The sequence below is a fragment of the Tritonibacter scottomollicae genome (assembly GCF_032924845.1).
In the GTDB taxonomy this organism is placed as follows: Bacteria; Pseudomonadota; Alphaproteobacteria; order Rhodobacterales; family Rhodobacteraceae; genus Epibacterium; species Epibacterium scottomollicae.
Map to the genome: position 1 here is coordinate 514,584 of NZ_CP136704.1, position 18,836 is coordinate 533,419.

The 18,836-nt window shown below is 59.9% G+C and carries 17 protein-coding genes and 1 riboswitch; of the genes, 10 read left to right on the forward strand and 7 right to left on the reverse strand.

Going from position 1 to position 18,836, the window contains the following annotated elements; genetic code table 11:
* The first annotated feature begins 45 nt into the window (after positions 1-45).
* Genes R1T40_RS03070 through R1T40_RS03085 form a run of 4 tightly spaced genes read left to right on the forward strand, consistent with a single transcriptional unit; the run spans position 46 to position 4,808 of the window.
* Positions 46-1,068 carry a UDP-glucuronic acid decarboxylase family protein gene (locus R1T40_RS03070; protein WP_317385818.1) on the forward strand — a complete coding sequence of 341 codons (1,023 nt, stop codon included), beginning with the start codon at positions 46-48 and terminating at the stop codon, positions 1,066-1,068.
* Positions 1,065-2,069: a UDP-glucose 4-epimerase GalE gene (galE, locus tag R1T40_RS03075; protein WP_317385819.1), complete on the forward strand. Its 1,005-nt coding sequence runs from the start codon at positions 1,065-1,067 to the stop codon at positions 2,067-2,069. Before R1T40_RS03070 ends, galE begins: the two co-directional genes overlap by 4 nt.
* The gene (locus R1T40_RS03080; protein WP_317385820.1) at positions 2,053-3,900 is read left to right on the forward strand and encodes a glycosyltransferase family 2 protein; all 1,848 of its coding nucleotides are present in this window, start codon (positions 2,053-2,055) and stop codon (positions 3,898-3,900) included. Before galE ends, R1T40_RS03080 begins: the two co-directional genes overlap by 17 nt.
* The gene (locus R1T40_RS03085) at positions 3,897-4,808 is read left to right on the forward strand and encodes a glycoside hydrolase family 26 protein (protein WP_317385821.1); all 912 of its coding nucleotides are present in this window, start codon (positions 3,897-3,899) and stop codon (positions 4,806-4,808) included. Before R1T40_RS03080 ends, R1T40_RS03085 begins: the two co-directional genes overlap by 4 nt.
* A gap of 942 nt (positions 4,809-5,750) precedes the next feature.
* Here the strand turns inward: R1T40_RS03085 and R1T40_RS03090 are convergent.
* The gene (locus tag R1T40_RS03090; RefSeq protein WP_317385822.1) at positions 5,751-6,437 is read right to left on the reverse strand and encodes a GntR family transcriptional regulator; all 687 of its coding nucleotides are present in this window, start codon (positions 6,435-6,437) and stop codon (positions 5,751-5,753) included.
* Between the two features lie 134 nt (positions 6,438-6,571).
* Between R1T40_RS03090 and R1T40_RS03095 the strand changes: the two genes are divergently transcribed.
* Both R1T40_RS03095 and R1T40_RS03100 read left to right on the forward strand, forming a co-directional pair.
* Complete coding sequence (locus R1T40_RS03095; protein WP_106165130.1) at positions 6,572-7,270, forward strand: aspartate/glutamate racemase family protein; 699 nt, start codon at positions 6,572-6,574, stop codon at positions 7,268-7,270.
* A gap of 35 nt (positions 7,271-7,305) precedes the next feature.
* Positions 7,306-8,682, forward strand: coding sequence for an NCS1 family transporter (locus tag R1T40_RS03100; RefSeq protein WP_317385823.1), 1,377 nt, complete (start codon positions 7,306-7,308; stop codon positions 8,680-8,682).
* Between the two features lie 151 nt (positions 8,683-8,833).
* Here the strand turns inward: R1T40_RS03100 and R1T40_RS03105 are convergent, their stop codons facing one another.
* The 6 genes from R1T40_RS03105 to R1T40_RS03130 all read right to left on the reverse strand — a co-directional run bounded on the left by R1T40_RS03105 (position 8,834) and on the right by R1T40_RS03130 (position 14,888).
* The gene (locus tag R1T40_RS03105; protein ID WP_317385824.1) at positions 8,834-9,901 is read right to left on the reverse strand and encodes an ABC transporter ATP-binding protein; all 1,068 of its coding nucleotides are present in this window, start codon (positions 9,899-9,901) and stop codon (positions 8,834-8,836) included.
* Entirely contained in the window at positions 9,898-10,824 is a 927-nt protein-coding gene (locus R1T40_RS03110) for a carbohydrate kinase family protein (protein WP_317385825.1), read from the reverse strand. The genes R1T40_RS03105 and R1T40_RS03110 overlap by 4 nt, the downstream gene beginning before the upstream one ends.
* Positions 10,825-10,826: 2 nt before the next feature.
* A complete protein-coding gene (locus R1T40_RS03115) occupies positions 10,827-11,849 on the reverse strand; it encodes an SIS domain-containing protein (RefSeq protein ID WP_317385826.1) in 1,023 nt (340 codons plus the stop codon).
* A complete protein-coding gene (locus R1T40_RS03120) occupies positions 11,846-12,691 on the reverse strand; it encodes a carbohydrate ABC transporter permease (protein ID WP_106165134.1) in 846 nt (281 codons plus the stop codon). The genes R1T40_RS03115 and R1T40_RS03120 overlap by 4 nt, the downstream gene beginning before the upstream one ends.
* A complete protein-coding gene (locus tag R1T40_RS03125; protein WP_317386937.1) occupies positions 12,691-13,536 on the reverse strand; it encodes a carbohydrate ABC transporter permease in 846 nt (281 codons plus the stop codon). Before R1T40_RS03125 ends, R1T40_RS03120 begins: the two co-directional genes overlap by 1 nt.
* 122 nt (positions 13,537-13,658) lie before the next feature.
* The gene (locus tag R1T40_RS03130) at positions 13,659-14,888 is read right to left on the reverse strand and encodes an extracellular solute-binding protein (RefSeq protein ID WP_317385827.1); all 1,230 of its coding nucleotides are present in this window, start codon (positions 14,886-14,888) and stop codon (positions 13,659-13,661) included.
* 192 nt (positions 14,889-15,080) lie between these two features.
* Between R1T40_RS03130 and R1T40_RS03135 the strand changes: the two genes are divergently transcribed.
* The 4 genes from R1T40_RS03135 to R1T40_RS03150 all read left to right on the forward strand — a co-directional run bounded on the left by R1T40_RS03135 (position 15,081) and on the right by R1T40_RS03150 (position 18,753).
* Positions 15,081-16,244 (forward strand): ROK family protein, encoded by a 1,164-nt coding sequence (locus R1T40_RS03135; protein WP_106165137.1) that lies wholly within the window; start codon positions 15,081-15,083, stop codon positions 16,242-16,244.
* Between the two features lie 124 nt (positions 16,245-16,368).
* A complete protein-coding gene (locus R1T40_RS03140; protein ID WP_317385828.1) occupies positions 16,369-16,653 on the forward strand; it encodes a DUF6522 family protein in 285 nt (94 codons plus the stop codon).
* 306 nt (positions 16,654-16,959) lie between these two features.
* Positions 16,960-17,091, forward strand: a riboswitch (FMN riboswitch).
* A gap of 72 nt (positions 17,092-17,163) precedes the next feature.
* Complete coding sequence (locus tag R1T40_RS03145) at positions 17,164-17,601, forward strand: 6,7-dimethyl-8-ribityllumazine synthase (RefSeq protein ID WP_317385829.1); 438 nt, start codon at positions 17,164-17,166, stop codon at positions 17,599-17,601.
* Complete coding sequence (locus tag R1T40_RS03150; protein ID WP_317385830.1) at positions 17,602-18,753, forward strand: iron-containing alcohol dehydrogenase; 1,152 nt, start codon at positions 17,602-17,604, stop codon at positions 18,751-18,753.
* Positions 18,754-18,836: the final 83 nt, after the last annotated feature.

Sequence of the window (18,836 nt, forward strand, 5' to 3'; positions counted from 1 at the left end):
AAATCCGCAAATCTGAGCTGCTGATTTCCACCTTGGGGGTGTGCAATGTCAGTATCTTTCTCGCCGTTCCTGATGCGCAGACGGACAGGTCAGGATCTTCGCCGGATTGTTGTGGCGGGGGGAGCTGGGTTTGTTGGAGGGCATCTGTGCCAGCGCCTTGTTCAGGATGGCCATGATGTCATCTGTATCGATAATTTCCAGACCGGGCGGACGTGCAACATCGTGCATTTGCAGGATGAACAGAACTTCACCTGTATTTCTCACGATATCATCGACCCTTTGCCGGATCTTGGCCCGTTGGATGAGATCTACAATCTGGCCTGCGCGGCGTCGCCGAAGAAGTATCAGGTCGACCCGATCCATACCTTCAAGACGAACGTGTTCGGGGCGCTCAATCTGCTGGAGCTGGCCTTGCGCCACGACGCCACGATTTTGCAGTCGTCCACATCCGAAGTGTATGGCGACCCCGAAATTTCGCCGCAGGCCGAAGCCTATCGTGGCAACGTAAACACCATGGGGCCGCGCTCCTGCTACGATGAGGGCAAGCGGGCGGTCGAGACGCTGTTTTACGATTTCCACCACTCACGCGGCGCAAGGACTCGTGTCGCCCGTATTTTTAATACCTATGGGCCGGGTATGTGTCCGGCGGACGGGCGGGTGATTTCCAACTTTGTGACGCAGGCGCTCTCCGGGACTCCGGTTACCGTTTACGGCGATGGCTCCCAAACGCGGTCGTTCTGTTTCATCAGCGATCTTGTCGATGGTCTGATGGCGCTCATGGCGGCTGATGACGAGGAGGTGACCCCCTATAATCTGGGCAATCCCGGCGAGTTCACGATCACCGAGGTGGCGCGGCACATCATCGCTACGCTGGGGTCCAAATCCGCGATCGAATATCTTGATTTACCTGTCGATGATCCCAGACAACGCCGTCCGGATATTACAAAGGCGATGGCGGATCTGCACTGGGCTCCAAAGGTATCTCTTGCGGAGGGTCTGAAAAAGACAGTGCCGTATTTTGCTGCCCATCTCGGCGGACCGGCCACCAGGCTTCTGGTCGCGGAATGACGAGCCTTGGCAATATATGTGTCACCGGCGGCGCCGGGTACATCGGCAGCCACGCGTGCTACGCGCTGGCGCGTGAAGGGCGGGTGCCGCTTGTTGTCGACAACCTTTCGACGGGAAACCGCTCTGCGATCCGCTGGGGACCGCTTGCCGAACTCGACTTGCGCGACACCGCGCAGCTGACCGACGCGCTGGTTGCGCATGAGGTTTCGACCGTCATGCATTTTGCCGCATCTGCCTATGTCGGAGAGTCGGTGTCCGACCCGATGAAGTACTACGACAACAATGTCGGCGGGATGCTGTCCCTGCTGCGGGCCTGCGAGGGCGCGGGGGTGCAGCGCTTTGTATTGTCCAGCAGCTGCGCCACTTATGGCATACCCGATGCAATTCCAGTGAAGGAGTCCACGGCGCAACGGCCGATCAACCCCTATGGCGAAAGCAAGCTGATCTGTGAGCGGATGCTGCGCGATGTCGCGCAGCAGGCCGGGATGTCATTCGCAATACTGCGGTATTTCAATGTGGCGGGGGCCGATGCAAGTGGCGCTCTTGCCGAAGACCATGATCCCGAGACACATCTGGTGCCGCTGACGCTGTTCACGGCGGCGGGCCGGCGGGATCTGCTCACTCTGTTCGGGGCAGATTATGACACGCCTGATGGCACCTGCATCCGGGATTACATCCACGTCAGCGACCTGGTGCAGGGGCATCTTCAGGCCCTTGGCTATCTGGAGGCGCGCAAGGGCAACCTGACCGTGAACCTTGGAAGCGGTCGGGGCGTGTCAAACCTTGAAATCGTGCAGACCGTTGAGCGGATTACCCAATGCCATGTCATAACCCGCATGACTGAGCGTCGCGCAGGGGATCCGCCGGTTCTGGTCGCAGACACGAGCTTTGCCCGGCAGACCCTCGGGTTTGATCCGCAACGGTCTGATATCGATACGATCGTGACAGATGCTGCCCGCAGCTTTGGGATGTTGGAGGTGAAAGATGCGGAATCTGCATGACCTCTCGCGCCAGATCTACCGGGCCCCTGTCCTCAAGGGCGCGCTTCGGGTCAAATATCTGATCCTGTCGCTGCTGTGGCTGTCTGCCGCGGTCTTCTTCTGGCAATGGTGGCTTCAGCCGGTTCATTACACGCAGTGGTTCCTCTACTGGCCTGTGACACTCTGTGTCTTCTGGGTGTTCTTTGTTCAGGCCTATCTGCTGTTCTTCTTTATGCGCGCGCATCACGCCACCGGGCGCGTCGGGGACCTTGGGCCGCACCGCGTTGCCATGGTGGTGACCAAGGCACCGTCGGAACCGTTTGAGATTGTCCGAACCACGCTGATCGCAATGCTGGCACAGGACGTCCCGCATGACACTTGGCTTGCGGATGAGGATCCGGATCAGGTGACCCGGGACTGGTGCGCAGAAAACGGGGTCCAGATTTCAACCCGCAAGGGGGTAGAGGCCTATCACCGCAAGACCTGGCCACGGCGCACCCGCTGCAAGGAAGGCAATCTGGCGTATTTCTATGATCGTTACGGATATGACCGCTATGATTTTGTCTCGCAGCTGGATGCGGATCACGTACCGCAACCCAACTACCTGCGCGAAATCCTGAGGGCCTTTACTGACCCGCAGGTGGGGTATGTGAGCGCGCCGAGCATCTGTTCGCAGAATTCCGGCACAAGCTGGGCGGCGCGCAGTCGTCTGCACAGCGAGGCTGTTTTCCATGGTGTGGTGCAGGCTGGCTATGCAAATGGTCTGGCTCCGATGTGCATTGGGTCGCACTACGCTGTGCGTACGAAAGCGCTGCGTGAGGTTGGTGGATTGGGCCCCGAGCTGGCAGAGGACCATTCAACCTCAATGCTGATGAATGCCGGTGGCTGGAAGGGGATGCACGCGATGGATGCGATCGCCCTTGGCGACGGTCCCGCAACCTTTCTCGATCTGATTGTTCAGGAGTTTCAGTGGTCACGCAGCCTGATGACCATCTTTCTGCAATACACGCCGTCCTATTTCATGCGCCTGTCTGTGCGGCATCGAATTCAGTTCGTGTTCTGTCAGCTTTGCTATCCGCTTCTTGCCGGGTTCATGGCGCTGATGTTCGTCTTTCCCATTCTCGCGCTGCTGTTTGACGTTCGCTATGTCGATGTCACCTTTCCCGCCTTTGTCGGCCATGTCTGGCCCTCGACGATCGCGCTGCTGACGTTGGTGTGGTGCTTACGGTCGGATGGGTTTTTCAGGCCGTATGACGCCAAGGTTCTGGGCTGGGAGAAGCTGGCCTTTGCCTTTGCGCAATGGCCTTGGGTCTTGCTGGGCATTGCGATGGCCGTGCGCGACCGTTTGTTTGGTGGCTTTGTCGACTTTCGGGTCACGCCAAAGGGCAGCGGTGCGGTGTCCGTGCTCCCATGGGCGGTTCTGCTGCCCTATGTGGCGCTGGCCCTGATGTCGCTGCTGCCCGTCCTGTTGATCGAGGAGATCTCGCAGGCGGCCGGATTTTACATTTTCGCGCTGATCAACGCGCTGATCTATACCGTTCTGTTTCTGGTGATCGTGCTCAAACATCTCAGCGAAAACGGGATCAGGTTCTTCTCCTGGCCACTGCGCACCGCGATCCAGTTCGGCTGCGTGCTGCTTCTGTCGGGGTCCATCGTTCTCGGCTTTGGCGAGCGCAGCAATGCGGCGCTGATTGCGCTCACGGACACAGGGGGCGGGATCAAGATCTTCAGGCCGCATTTTCCGGTCTCTGGGGCAGGGCGGAGCACCGCCAACGCTCCAATCATGACCTACGACTCGGACTGGTACATTCAGCTGCTTAACTCTTTTACTTCGCAAAGGACGGGAAAATGAAACGCCTATCGGACTTCAAACGCCAGACCTTCAGAAATCTTGGGGTCGCGGCAACGCTGGTTCTTGCAACGGTCAGTGCACCTGCGGCGCAGACGGTGCCGCCCGGAAGCCTGCCGTTTGGTGTCTACGATCCAAATGGCGACTTCACCGACCTTGCCGGGGTGTCGATCGAACATCTGTTTCTTCCCTGGGAGGACGTCTTGCTGCCAAGCCTCAAGGAAGCGGAGACCTATGCAAAGGAGCGCGACCGCACCCTGCTGGTGACGATCGAGCCCTGGACCTGGTCGCGGGATGAGCGCAATTCACCAAGCGCGCTGCGCAATGGGATCGAGTTTGGTGCCTATGACGAAAAGATGGCTGCCATCTGCACCGCCCTCGGGAGCCTGGACATTCCCATGACGATCCGCTGGGCGCAGGAAATGGACGATGACAGCGGTCAATTCATCTGGGCGGGCTGGGAGCCGGAGCGCTACATTTCCGCATATCGGCGGATGAATGATGTCTGCCGCGGCAGTGCGCCGGACGCAAAGTACATGTGGTCGCCGCTGGGCCGGGAGAACATGGCTGACTATTATCCGGGCGACGATGTTGTCGATGTGGTCGGGCTGTCTGTCTTCAGTTATCAGCCTTGGGAAGGTGAAATCCTGGGCCAGTCACTGAGCTTTGCCGAGATCTTCGGCCCGCGCTATGAGCGTGCGGTTGAATTTGGTAAACCAGTCATGGTGGCCGAGCTGGGCTTTGTCGGTGATGCCGAACATGTCGCCCGCTGGAATGCAGATATCCGCACCATGGGCGACGCATATCCCGAGTTGGCTGCGGTGGTCTATTTCGGACAGCAAGAGGTCTATCCCTGGCCCGACGGGTTTGGCTTACCGAACTGGCGCCAGACGGCACATATCTTGGAGTGATCGCCGGTCAGCTCCAAAGGCTGCCGTCACGCTCTGTGGTCAGCTGACGTGGATTCGCCGAGCCGACGGCGCTGCACCCGACTGCGATGGCCGGTTTCAGACCCGTTTCCGCTGTGCAGTGGCAGTTTTTCGCCTGAGTGATCTTGTGGCCCCTGTGCCTCTTCAGCATGGGGAAGGCACCACCTGAAGTGCGTTTTGTAACGATCTGTTGGTTTTGGATAAATGGAAACTGCGCCGGTATGTCTACCGGCGTTTTTTACTGGACGAAGCTTCAATTCTCTTCTCAAGCCGGTGTGCCCAGAGCGCGCCCAACTCCTGCCATCTTCTTGACCGTTAATAAATTGTTGGCCTAGAAGTGGCACAGGTAAAGAGACCCGCTAGATCAAATGCGGGCTCACAACCCGAGGAGAGCAGTTGTGGTAGTACAGGTTGCACGCCGGTTTCGGCGCGGTTTTTTTGTGTTTGCGTTGGGCGCAACATTGATCGCCGGGAGCGCATTTGACGTTCAGGCGAATGAGGTCAACGCCCCCAAGAATGACCCCACCAAAGTTGTCCTTGCCTCGGGGTCAGGCAGCTATGTTTGCACCCCTGCAGGTTTTGGTAAAAAGTCCCGGTGCTATCGCCGCTGACGCGGTGTCAGAGATCTGTAGCACCGGTTTCCGCCCGTTTTCAGATGCGGGCCTTTTCAACTCGGCCCGAGCGCGTGGTGCGGTCTAGAAAAGCACATGGCGGCGCTTGAGCCGTTGTCGCTATCAGTTTGATATAGTGTCTTTTCTGGTCTCATTTGAGGTGCCAGCAATATACCTGTCACGGCAGGGTGATCGATACGCGAAGCGCTGCGCACTCTGTCGAAGGCAACAATCACACGTGTCATTTTGGCGGCGTGTGCCTGCTGAGACGACTGGCTGTGCCGCCGGCAAAGTGACCGTTTCTCTAGCCTTTTTACGACGCGCTGCGCGGAACCATCAGCTGTTCCTTCAGGCTCATAGGGGCCGCAGGCGGCTCTTCGAAGTTCAAGCCCTTCTCCAAATGGCGCAGATGCTCATCCACCAGCCGGACCAGCTCGTCTACGCTGCCGTTCTGTAGGGCGTCGACAATCCTGTCATGCTCATCCTCCGCGCAGGAAGAGCTGCCAGTGCGGGAGTACAGTCCCAGAATGAGCGTGCTGCGCATCGTGAGTTCCGACAGGAACCGCTCCAGCACAAGATTTCCTGCTATTTGCGCGATACGCATGTGAAACTGACGCGAGGCGCGCAGCTCCGCAGGTTTGTCCCCTGCCTTATGGGCTTGGGCTTCTTCGATGATATTGTCGCGCAGAAATGTGATGTCGCCAGCAGAAGCCTGACCTGCGGCATGCCGTGCAATGGTGCTTTCGATCGCGCGGCGAGCCTGAAATATGTCGCGAGCCTCTTTCGGGGAGGGCGTCATCACAAACGCACCGCGGTTTGGGCGCAGCTCCACAACTTGCTGTGCCGCAAGCGACGCAAGCGCCCGGCGCACATTGGCCCGGTTACAGGCAAACAGATCACTCAACGCCTGCTCGCCCAACTTGGTGCCAGCTGGCAGTCGCTGTTCAGCGATGGCATCGAGAATCGCGTTCACGATCAAATCTTCGGGAGAATCCTTCATCGGGCCCTGAAAAGTTTTTCTTGCACAGAGGCAACTTAAGGACCGGAGGGCTGCATTGCAATGGCATGAGGCGACGGCACGCTTGACTTGTTATCACGGATTGTTAACAAAATATGACAACAAAGGAGGAGCTCATGAAAATTCTCGTCGTCAATCCCAATTCGACCGAGTCGATGACAGGGAAGATCGTCGAAGCGGCCAAGACTGTCGCCGGCCCCGGAGTGACCATTCTGGGCGCCACTGCCCAGGGCGCCCCGGCCAGCATCGAAGGCCATTTCGACGAGGCCATGTCACTGCCCGGTCTGCTGGCGCAGGTTGCCGCGGCCGAAGAACAGGGTGTGGATGGGATCGTGGTTGCCTGTTTCGACGATCCGGGCATCGGTGCCTGTCGCGAACTGGCAACCGGGCCGGTGCTTGGTATTTGCGAGGCTGCGGTAAAGGCGGCCAGCATGCTGGCGACGTCCTTTTCGGTTGTGACCACTTTGCCGCGCGCCGTGCCGGTGATCGAACATCTCGTGCACGGCTACGGGCTTTCGCACCAGTGTCGCCGGGTGCGCTCTGCCGAGATTCCGGTCCTCGCACTGGAAGAAGAGGGCTCTGACGCGCGCGACAAGATCCGTCGTGAAATCCTGCGCGCCATCGAAGAGGACCATTGCGAAGCGGTTGTTCTGGGCTGCGCGGGCATGGCGGACCTGACTGCATGGCTCAGTGAAGAAACCGGCATTCCGGTCATCGATGGGGTCAGTGTTGCCGTCCGAATGGTCGAGGCACTGGCGAGCTGCGGCCTCAAGACCAGCAAAATAAATGCATACGCGAGGCCCAATAAAAAGTGAGCCCAGAATAAACTAGGAATGTCAGGGAGGAAGACATGACCATGAATACAGATCTGGAGGCTGCCGTGGGTGGTGGCACAGACGGACACACAGACGACCATAGCGGCAAGGGGGTCGGGGAGGAGAGCCTGGCGCCGCAGCAGACACGGATCATGGACCCTTGGTCCTACCTGTTTGCCTGGCTTGGCGGTTGCGTGTCGATCGGGACATTTACCATTGGCTCGGGCCTGGTGGGGACATTGAACCTGCTGCAGACCCTCGTCGCGATCGGCATTGGTTGCACGGTCATCGGCGCAGCACTGATGATCAACGGGCAGGCCGGGCATAAGTACGGCATCCCCTTCATGGTGCAGGCGCGGTCTGCATTTGGCTTTTCCGGTACCCGGCTACCAGCGCTGGTGAGGTCCGTGCCAGCCATTGTCTGGTTTGGCTTTCAAAGCTGGATCGGGGCGGGCGCGCTCAATCTCGTGTCTGATACGCTGTTTGGCTATGACAACATCGTGGTGTTCTTCATTGGCTTTCAGCTTCTGCAGATCGGCCTGTCGGTGCTTGGCTTTCACGGTATCAAATGGCTGGAGAACATCGGATCGGTCTTTATCATCGGGTCGCTGGTCTACATGTTCTTCAGCGTGATCAGCAAATACGGCGAGGAAATCTCGGCCAATCTGGTCAATGTCGAAGGCACCTGGGGGGCTCCGTTTTGGGGCGCGACCATGCTGTTCCTGGGCATTTACAGCACCATGATGCTGAATGTGTCCGACTATTCCCGTGAGCTGCGGCGCAATGTCGGCCCGGTTCGACAGATCGCCATCTATGCCAACTCGATCCTGCCCGCGACATTGTTCATGGGGTTGATCGGCCTGATGGTGTCTGGCGCAACCGGCGAAGTGGATCCGATCAAGGTGTTCTCCAGCGCGGTGGACAACAAGCCGCTGCTTGTGATCACGTTGCTGTTCATCGCTTTTGCTCAGGTGACCACAAACATCCTGAACAATGTGGTTCCGCCTGCCTATGCGCTGATGGATATCTTCAAGATCAACTTCAAGACATCGGCAGTTATCGTCGGCCTGCTGGCCTTTGCCACATTTCCCTGGGAACTGGTGAAGGATGAGTTTGCCGCCGGGCTTAGCCTGTTCATCCAGACCTATTCCGCCTTCCTCGGACCGATCTTCGCCATCCTGGTGGTGGATTACTTCATCCTGCGCAAGCAGGAGCTGGATCTGACCAAGCTGTATGACGAGAACGGACCCTACAAGGGCGTCAACTGGGCTGCGGTGATCGCCATGGGGCTTGGGGTTGTCGCTGCGCTGATCTTCTCCGGCATCTCCTGGTACGCCAGCCTGCTGCCTGCCGGCCTGTCATACTACCTGTTGATGAAGCACTGGCCCGCGGCCAAGCGGTTCATGGAGTAGTCACAGTCATGGTGTGACCAAGGAAAAGCCTCGCGTTCAGCGAGGCTTTTCCCATGTGTGAGTGGCCCGTTTGCCGTTCAGTTCGCATGGACACGAAACGCTTTCAGCGACGCGCTGAAGCGAACACCTGCGCGGCTTCGCCGAGGTGGCGCTAGTGCGGCAGACACTCAACCCGGTCGCCACTGTTGGCGTCAAAGGTCAGAATGCGGTTGGGTTCGACAAACAGGTCGATGTCTTGTCCGAGGGTCAGAGGCAGGTCGGCAGGCAGAGTGGCCGTCACACGCGTGTCGTTGAGGGCCACGCTGACAATCTGTTCAGGGCCCGTCAGCTCAACCAGATCGACAGTGCCCGAGAGAGTGATCGCCCCGTCAAATGCTTGGGTTTTCAGGGCTTCGGGACGAATGCCGACAACAACGGGATCGGTGGGGCGGAGGTCCTTTAGGACAGCGGCGCCGCTCGCGATTTCCAGACCGCGTTCCGTCTGTTGCGTCGCGAGGATATTGATCGGCGGAGAGCCCATGAACTCTGCCACGAAGCGCGAGGCTGGTCGGTTATAGATCGCCTCGGGTGTTCCAAGCTGCTCGATGCACCCACCCCGCATGACTGCGATACGCGAGGCCAGTGTCATCGCTTCGATCTGGTCATGGGTCACGTAGACGACGGTGACGCCGAGCATCTGGTGAAGGCGCTTCAATTCGCTGCGCATCTCCAGCCGCAGTTTTGCATCGAGGTTGGACAATGGCTCGTCAAACAGAAACAGCTTTGGCTTGCGGACCAGCGCGCGCCCGATCGCAACCCGCTGCCGCTGCCCGCCGGACAGATCGCCGGGCTTCCGGTCGAGCAGGTGGTCGACCTGCAAGACCTTTGCCGCTTCCAGCACGGCCTTTTCCCGGGTGGAGCGGTCGATGCCGCGCATCTCCAGCCCAAAGCCGATATTACGCGCCACCGAGAGGTTCGGATAAAGCGCGTAGGACTGGAAGACCATCGCAATGTCGCGGTCCTTGGGGTGTACGCCGTTGAGCCTGCGTTCATTGAGGGTGATGTCGCCAGAGGTGGGATCCGAGAGGCCGGAAATCATGCTCAGCAGCGTTGATTTTCCACAGCCCGAAGCACCGAGCAGCACCAGAAACTCGCCGCTTTCCAGATTGAGGTTGATGCCCTTCAGCGTTTCAAGCGTGCCGTAGGATTTGCGGATTTCACGAAGTTCGAGAGTGCTCATGCTGGGACTTCCTGCGGGGAGGTTTCAGAATAGACGCGCGGGTTGGTGGAGATCGCCGTGGAGGCAACGCCAACCGCGGCCGTCAGAGCGATGTCGATCTCTGCGCCTTTGGCCAGCTCGGCCAGGAAGGCTGCGTTGAACACGTCTCCGGCGCCGATGGTGTCCTGAACACGCACCTTTGGGGCGCTGGCGACAAAGGTCTGACCGTGATGTGAGGCGATGGCCCCGCGCGGCCCGCATTTGATCACTGCAATCCCGTCCTGCGGCAGGCGTTGGGCGAGGGCAGCAAGCGCGCCGGATGCGTCATCCTGCCCGGTCAGGTTGGTGGCCTCGATCTCGTTCAGCAGAACGATGGTGCTGCGCGCGACCCAACCCTCGACCGCGTGGCGCACGTCCGTGGTCCACCCCGGCAGGGGCCAGCCGGTGTCCAGCGCAACCTTGACGCCGGCGTCCTGGGCCCGGTCGAACAGAGCGTCATAGTGTTCGGCCAGACGTTCAGTCAGAAAGCACCCGCACAACAGCAATATCCCGCCAGAGAGCGCCGCCCAGTCGAGTTGCGCGTCCACTTGTGGCCAGTCCAGCTCAGGAAGGTGCCCCATGGTGGTGTAGAAAGTGCGTTCCGCATCTGGATGCGTGATGCCCACGGACAGAGTTGTGGGACCGTTTGTTCGACTCCAGTTCAGGGCGCCCGGGCCAAACCCTTTTCGGAGCCAGTCGCCAAAGTGATCGTTGCCGGTATTGGCGGCACATTGGAACGGCACGTTCATGGCCTGCCATGCGAGGGCGGCGTTGCCGGCACTTCCCCCGACGCGCAGGTCGTCATCGGCGCAGAGAACCTCTGTGCCGGGGGTCGGCCAAGGCGCGATAGGGCCAAGGATCAGGTCAACATTCACGTTGCCTACCGTTGCAAGCGGTCGCGTCATCGTCATTCAACCTTTGTTACCTTGGAGCATCGCTGCGGGGTTCCGACGTCGGGTACGCGTGCGGCGGCGAAATCGACCATGAATTTCTGTGCAGCCGACAGGAGGGTGAAACACGCGGCAAGCCCATGGCCCGTTGGGCAAGAGATCATATGTGCGCCATCGACAGGTGGCAGAGCCGAGGCATCAAATATGATCAGCGGGGATTTGCTTTCGCGCACCACAAATTCCGCAAGGTTCGTCACATATGTCGCGGAAGGATCCGCGGCGCGGAACATGACGACCCCGACATCCGGGTGGAGCATCTCGACGGGGCCGTGCCGTAGTTGTCCGCATTCAAGGCTGAAGCAGGGGAGGCGCGACAACTCTGTCAGACCCAGAGCAATGGCCTCGGCCACGCCTTGTTGGTTGCGGCCCGAGGTCACGATGGCGCGGACATTTGCGAAATGGCTGATCGCCTTCTGCATGTCCGGCGCGGTGGCTTGTGACATGGCTGCGATCACCGGCGCGAGATCTGCTCCGAGATGCTGAAGCACCGCGGCATGCAATGCCAGTGTCACGGTGAGGGAGCGGGTTGCGGCAAAGGGAATTTCCGATCCGCCGGCGCCCACGAGGCAGGGGACGATCCCGGCGAGAGAGGAGGCGCCCTCCATTGTCAGACCAAAGGCGTCCTTTGGGGCGTGCCCTTCGGAGAACCAGCGCAGGACCTCGGCGCTTTCGCCGGATTGAGAGGTCACGATCGCCGTCCATCCATCGAGTGGCAATGGGCTGTCCAGCTGCTCCGACAAGGGCAGGGCAACCGCCTCGATGCCAAGCGCGCGGTAACTGGGTTCAAGGGCCCGGCCGACTGCATGAGAGCCCCCCATGCCAAAAAGGATCAGCCGCCCAGTGCGCCGGATTGCCTCGGCGATGTCGACGGCGATGTCGCCCGATTGGGCAATACTATCGCGGCTGTCGGTCATCTGCCGCGCCATTTCAGCGTGTATCGTGGTCATGAAGTCAGATTGGGGTTCAAGTAGGGTTGTCATCCTTTGACACCTCCGTTGGTAAGCCCCGAGATCAGGGAACGTTGCATGAGAATGCCGATCAACACCGGCGGCAGGGCGGCAATGACCCCGGCGGTCGCAATCAGCCCGTAATCGGACACCCGCCCTCCGGCGAGGTCGGCAATGGCGACTGTCAGCGTCTTGGCGTCCTGGTTTGATGTGAACAGCAGCGCGTAGAAGAACTCATCCCACGCCAGCAGAAAGGCAAAGATGGTTGCCGTGGCGATGACTGGCATGGCAAGCGGCAGGATCACGATCCGCAGCATCTGGTCCAGACGTGCCCCGTCGATCGCGGCCGCGCGCTCCAGATCTTTCGGGATCGGGTCGAAGCCGGACTTCAGCAGCCAGGTCACAAAGGGCGCGAGAATGCTGAGATACACAAGCCCCAGCCCAAAGACGTTATTCAGAAGTCCGAATTTCGCCAGAATGAAGTACAGCGGGATGGACAGGGCGACCGGCGGCAGCATGTAGGTCGCGATGATACCACCCAGTACCCAGCCCAGTCTGGGGTTGCGCGACAGGGCCCAGCCCGCCGGGATTGCGACCATGATCGCGGCGATCGTGGCCATGCCGGCGACCTTTATGCTGTTGAACAGAGAGGCCATGAAGGCCTGACCCGCACTGTTGTCAGAGCGATCAAACAATGTCGCATAGCGCGAGATGTCGATCTCGTTCGGCCACCAGCGCAGGGGCTTTGCGGAGAGATCGGCATTGGAGGAAATGCTCATCACGAACAGCCAGGCAAGCGGCATGAGGATGATCAGCGCGACAAGCAGAGCCATCAGGTGGATGAACAGGCGGAACCAGCGGGATTGATGTTCCATCAGCGGGCCTCTCCTGCAAAGCGACGCATGATCATGAGATAGGCCACGGCCAGAACGGTAATGATGAGCGTGATGATCAAGGCAAGTGATGCGCCTGAGCCAACCCGTTGAAAGGCAAATGCCTCCTGATAGACAAGGATCGACAGGCTGCGCGTGGAGTTTGCCGGTCCGCCTCGGGTCATGATCCAGATCAGGTCAAACACCTTGAAGGCCTCGATCGTGCGCAGGACCAGCGCCACCATCAGCGGCCCGATGAGATAAGGCATGATGACGTAGCGAAAGCGTTTCCAGGCGTTGGCGCCGTCGGAAATGGCGGCCGCGCGAATGTCTTTTGGTACGGCCTGCAAGGCGGCCAGTGCGATCAGTGCCACCAGCGGAAAGTTCTTCCAGACATCGGCCACGATCAGTGCGGTCATCGCACTGCTGGGCTCCCCCAGCCACGACCGATAGGCGTCCAGCATGCCGATCTGGGTCAGCAGCGCATTGAGCGCGCCGTATTCGGGGTTGTAGATCAGCCGCCACAGGGTGGCGTTGACCACTGTTGGCAGGGCCCAGGGCAGGATCATGAGGGCCCGCAGGAGCGTGCGGCCGTAGAACCGTTGATTGAGCAGCAGCGCAACCAGAACGCCGAGGACAAGCTCGATCGAAACCGACCAGACGCTGAACCTCATTGTTGCCCAGAACGCGGACTGAAAGTTTCGGCTGGAGACCGTTTTTGTGTAGTTGTCGGCGCCTATGAACTCGCCGCTGGTGCCGGCCAGCCGTGCATCAGTCATCGACAGTCGGATGGTATCAACCAGGGGCCAGCCGATGACTGCAATCATCACCAGCACAAGGGGAAGCATCAACAATAGGGCACGCGGAGACATGCGTTCTGAAAACATAAGATCAGCCTATGGTAGGGGGAAGGGGATCTGGGCAGACCGGAGTGGCAGGGCGCGTCTGGCGCGCCCCGCGATATGCGATCTCAGAGACCGCTGTTGTCTGCAGCACCCTGCAGGGCGTCTTCGGGCGATGCCATGCCCAGAAGCGCTTCTTGAATGCCTTGTTGCAGCGCCATCGACATCTCCTGATAGCGGGGAGTCATCGGGCGCGGGTACATCGCGGCAAGGCTCTTGCTGGCGGCGTCGATCAGCTCTTCCTGACCGGCGGTGACCGCCGTGTCCTCATAGGAGGACTGCCAGATGGGCAGGCTGAGTTTGGCATAGGTGTCCTGCACCGGCTGCGACGTCATGTGGACGATGTAATCCCATGCAAGATCAGGGTTTTCGGAGGTGCTCGGAATACCAAGCCCCATGGAACCGTTCACCGCGGACACGGAGGAAGATCCCTCAACGCCCGGCGCGGGTACAACACCGACGTTGCCTGCGACCTTGCTCTCTTCGGAGGTATTGGCGAGATTATACATGTAGGTCCAGTTGAGCGCGAAGGCCGCGTCTCCGTTCTGGAACACATTGCGGACATCCTCTTCGAGGAATTCCTTGGAATTGGGGTTGGTCAGGCCTGATTTATAGCTGTCGACCATGTAGTGCAGCGCATCAAGGCCACCGCCGGTCTGAAATTCCGGCGCACCCTCCTTCAGGAAGTCGCCGCCGAAGGCACTGAGCAGGGTCGTATAGTCACAAATAGCGGCTTCAGCCTGTGCCCAGCTCCAGACGATCGGATGGTCGACGAGGCCAGCATCCTTGATTGTCTGTGCGTCTTCCTGCAATTCGGCCCAGGTTGCGGGAGGGGTGTCGATCCCGGCCTGTTTCAGCATGTCCTTGTTGTAAAACAGATACTTGGTGTCGAGAATCCAGGGCATGCCGTAGCTCTTGCCGTCGTAGTCCACGGTGGTCCAGGCCCCCGGCAGGATACCGGCTTTCATGTCCTCGGTGATCTTGTCGCTCACGTCGAGCAGGATCCCGTTCTCGGAATATTCCGCAGGCCAGATGACGTCGAACAATACGACATCGTAGCCGCCGCCAGCACCCTGAGACAGCACGGTCTTGTCATGCAGCCCTTCGTAGGGAACAAACTCTAGGTTGATCTTCACGTCCGGATGGGCGCTCTCGAAGCTTGCCGTCATCGCCCGGATATCGTCTTCGCTATAGGCTGCCTGAGCCATAAACAGCGCGTTCAACGTGGTCTCGGCCATTGCGGATGTGCCGCAAAGTGCGGTTGCAGCCATAAGGGCCGCCCGAAGTTTCAAAGTCATTGGTTCACTCCTGTTGATATCACGACGTCGGGCAGGCCCGACCCCTTCCGGTTTTGTTGCGTCCACTGCGCCAAATTACCTGGGCTGACTCATCCGGCTATTAAGTCCAAGTGGTGGACTTAATGCTTGCAGAAGCACTTCGCAGCTGTCAATGTATTTTTGATGAAGCAGCCCGTACCTCAGATTCACGCCATGTTTGGAACGTCTTCAGGCGCCGCTGGTGTCCACAACCGGCGCGTGGTGATCGACGCGATCCGGGTCAATGGTGCCCTGTCGCGGGCAGCCCTGGCGCGGGCGACAAAGCTTGCGAAGCAAACATTGTCCAACATTATCGAAGATCTGGAAAAGGAGGGGTTGGTTGCTGCGCAGGAAGCCGTCCTTGAGGGGCGCGGAAAACCGGCAATTCCTTATGCGCTCGCCCCGTTGGGAGCATTTTCCGTCGGGCTGCAGATCGACAGGCATGTGGCACGATGCGTCATCGTGAACCTTGTCGGTGAGGTCGAGGTCAGGCGTGATGTCGCGGTTTCGACCGGGGACCCGGGGGCGGGAATGATCGAGCTGGCCCAGCTCGTGCAGGGCGCACGCGACGAACTGGAGCAACGCCATCCGAATTCGATGGAGCGGATCGTGGGGCTGGGGGTGGCGATGCCCGGACCATTCGGCCCGCAGGCCGGAGTTTCCACCGAAGAATTCACCATGGCCTTCTGGCAGAAATATCCGTTGGTGGAACGCCTTGAAGCCGCGACGGGATTGTCCGTCAATTTGCAGAACGACGCGGCGGCGGCGGCCATGGCGGAGAAGCTAACCGGCCAGGCCCATGGCAAACAGAATGCGGTGTGCATCTACCTCGGCTACGGGCTTGGCGCGGGCCTGATCATCAACGGAGAAGTCTACAACGGAGAGCGCGGAAATGCAGGTGAGATTGGTATGATCTGCATGAAGCCTGGCCAGTTGACGACTGATATTCTTGAACAGTTGCTCTCTCTGGGCGGCTTTTGCGCGCGATTTGGCGTGAACCATTCTGCGCCGGACATATTTGCGCGGATCACAACCCTGCTGCGGAACAAACATCCGGGCGTTGAAGAGTGGCTCGACCAATCTGCCGGTTATCTCGCCTGGGTTGCCAATATCGTACAGCTCACCTTGGATCCGCAGGCAGTTATCCTGTGCGGCACCGCTCCGAAGGAAATGATCAAGGCGCTTGTCGAACGGACCAATAGCTTGTTGGGACCTGATCGAGAGCGGCAGATCCTGGTTGGTCTCTCGGATCCCTGGACCGTGGCGCTTGGGGCGGCTGCCGAACCGATCAGCCGGAGTTTCGATCCAAAATATGCCGCCTTGCTAAAATCAGGTTGAGCGGCGCGATGCCGTGTAGGCGTGCGCTTTAACTTATGAAGTGTCAGAGTATCATTGCGCATCGCTTCCATGTAGGCGAAGACGCGCGCGTCGCGCGTCGCCCGTCGCGACAAGGAGATCAGACATGACAGAGGTATCGATGTCTGAGGCAGGGGTTGTTGTTGATGCAACCCTTGTTGCCAAGGCATTCGGGATCGCGCCGGACATGGTTCGGCAAGAAATGCGCGACGGCACCATCACCAGTCAGAGCGAGACCGGCGTCGCAGAGGATGCCGGACGCATGCGGGTGACGTTTTATCGTGCGGACCGGGCGTTCCGGCTGGTGATTGCCGAGACTGGGGAGATCCTGTCGCGCGCGACATTTCCGGTGCTCGCCCGTCGCCGTTCCGCACCGCCTGATGTGGGCTAAGTGCTCTGCAATCATTCCCGAAAGGCCTCTGTGTGGTGGTGCAACGGGCGACACCAGGCATCTCGCCCCGCTGAATGACCGAGATGTATCGAGGGCACCCCCTCTGACTAAGGCGCGATAGACATGGCTTTTTTTGGGAGGGAGCCAGAGCAGAGACTGGCGGGTGATCCTGCAAATTGCCGAGAGCATCACGGTCCAAGCGCCGCATATAGATACTGGCGTGATTAGATCAGGCGCCTGTGACCTCTGAATTTTGCGGTCCGTTTTCGGAGGGCTTGTCTTCGAGGGCAAAACCCGCCATGAGGATTTTGTTCTCAGGGCGGGGTGAAATTCCCCACCGGCGGTGACAGCCCGCGAGCGCCTGCCATGTGGCAGGGTCAGCAGATACCGGTGGAATTCCGGAGCCGACGGTTAAAGTCCGGATGGTAGAGAACCAGTCGCAGGTGGCCAGGGCCCCTGTGGCCGGGTACGAAATGCCTTGGGACCATTTGAACAAGACAGGATGGTTCTATGACTGACACACTCAAAATCGCCTTCGTGAAGGCCCGCTGGCACAGCGATATCGTTGATCAATCTCTGGTCGGCTTCAATGCACGTCTGCAGGAGGCGGGACGGGCCGCAGAGGTGGATACCTTTGACGTGCCCGGCGCCTTTGAAATGCCGCTGCTGGCCAAGAAGCTGGGGGCGAGTGGCAAATACGACGCGGTGGTCTGTGCGGCGCTTGTGGTCGATGGCGGTATTTATCGCCATGATTTTGTTGCCGCCAGCGTGGTCGAGGGATTGATGCGCGCGCAGATGGATACCGGAGTGCCGGTGTTCTCCGTGTCGCTGACGCCGCATCATTTCCAGCCGAGCGAAGAGCATCTGGGCTTTTACCACCAGCATTTCGTGAAGAAGGGCGAAGAAGCGGCCAATGCCGTGATGATGATCGCGGATCTGGAGGTCTGAATGTCCGGGGAATTGCCTGCATTTGCGTTTGCTACCGCCGGAGCCATTCGTTTTGGACGGGGAGAGGCACTCCGGGCGGTTCCCGACATGGCCGCGCTGGGCAGCCGCATCCTGTTGGTGACCGGCGCGACTGTGCAGCGGGCGGCATGGCTTGTTTCTGCCTTGCAGAGCGCGGGCTGCGTCGTCACGCTTTGTCCAACGGCGTCGGAGCCGGATGTTGACATGATTGCCGCCGGCGTCGAGCTGGCACGCGCGAAGGGTGCCGAGGCCGTGGTTGCGCTGGGCGGTGGCGCGGCGATCGATGCGGGCAAGGCAATTGCTGCATTGGTGCCGGCGTCCCGGCCATTGATCGACCATCTCGAAGTTGTCGGGCAGGGGCTGCCGCTGGATCACGCGCCATTGCCGTTTGTAGCGATCCCGACCACCGCAGGCACCGGAGCAGAGGTTACGCGCAATGCGGTGATCGCTGTGCCCGAGGTGCAGCGCAAGGTCAGTTTGAGGGATGCACGGATGTTGCCACGCATGGCGGTTGTTGATCCCAGCCTGAGTGACGGCTGTCCGCGCCATGTCACGTTGGCCTCAGGGTTGGATGCAATCACGCAGGTGATCGAGCCCTACATCTGCACACGCGCCAACCCGATGACCGACGCCCTGTGCCGGGCCGCAATTCCGGCCGGGCTGGAGGCACTGCCGCGCCTGATGGTGGGCGAGGACGCCGCAGCGCGGGACGCGATGGCCTGGACTTCGCTGTGTGGCGGGCTGGCGCTGGCGAATGCAGGTCTTGGTGTGGTGCACGGGCTTGCGGGGCCGCTTGGCGGTCTGTCTGACGCAGCGCATGGTGCTATCTGTGGCGCGCTGCTGCCACATGGGCTTGCAGCCAATGCGTCCTATGCGGATGCCGGAACCGCGGCGCGTCTGGATGACATTCGGGGCTGGATTGGGCAGGCGCTGGGCTGTCGCGCTGATGCAGCTTTCGCGTCACTTGCGGAATGGTCGCGCGATCAAGGGGCGCCGGGGCTGGATGCGCTCGGTATTGATACGGAGATGAGGGCAGCGGCGGCCAAGGCGGCGGCATCCTCGTCGTCGATGAAGGCGAACCCGGTGCGTCTCGACGAGGAAGAGCTGATGCGCATCATGGACGCCGCCCGCTGATGAGCACCAGCATGGGGCGCGCCTTTGCCGTGTTGGCTGACGAGGGCGGACGCGAGATGGGTCCGCCCAAAGCATTTCACACC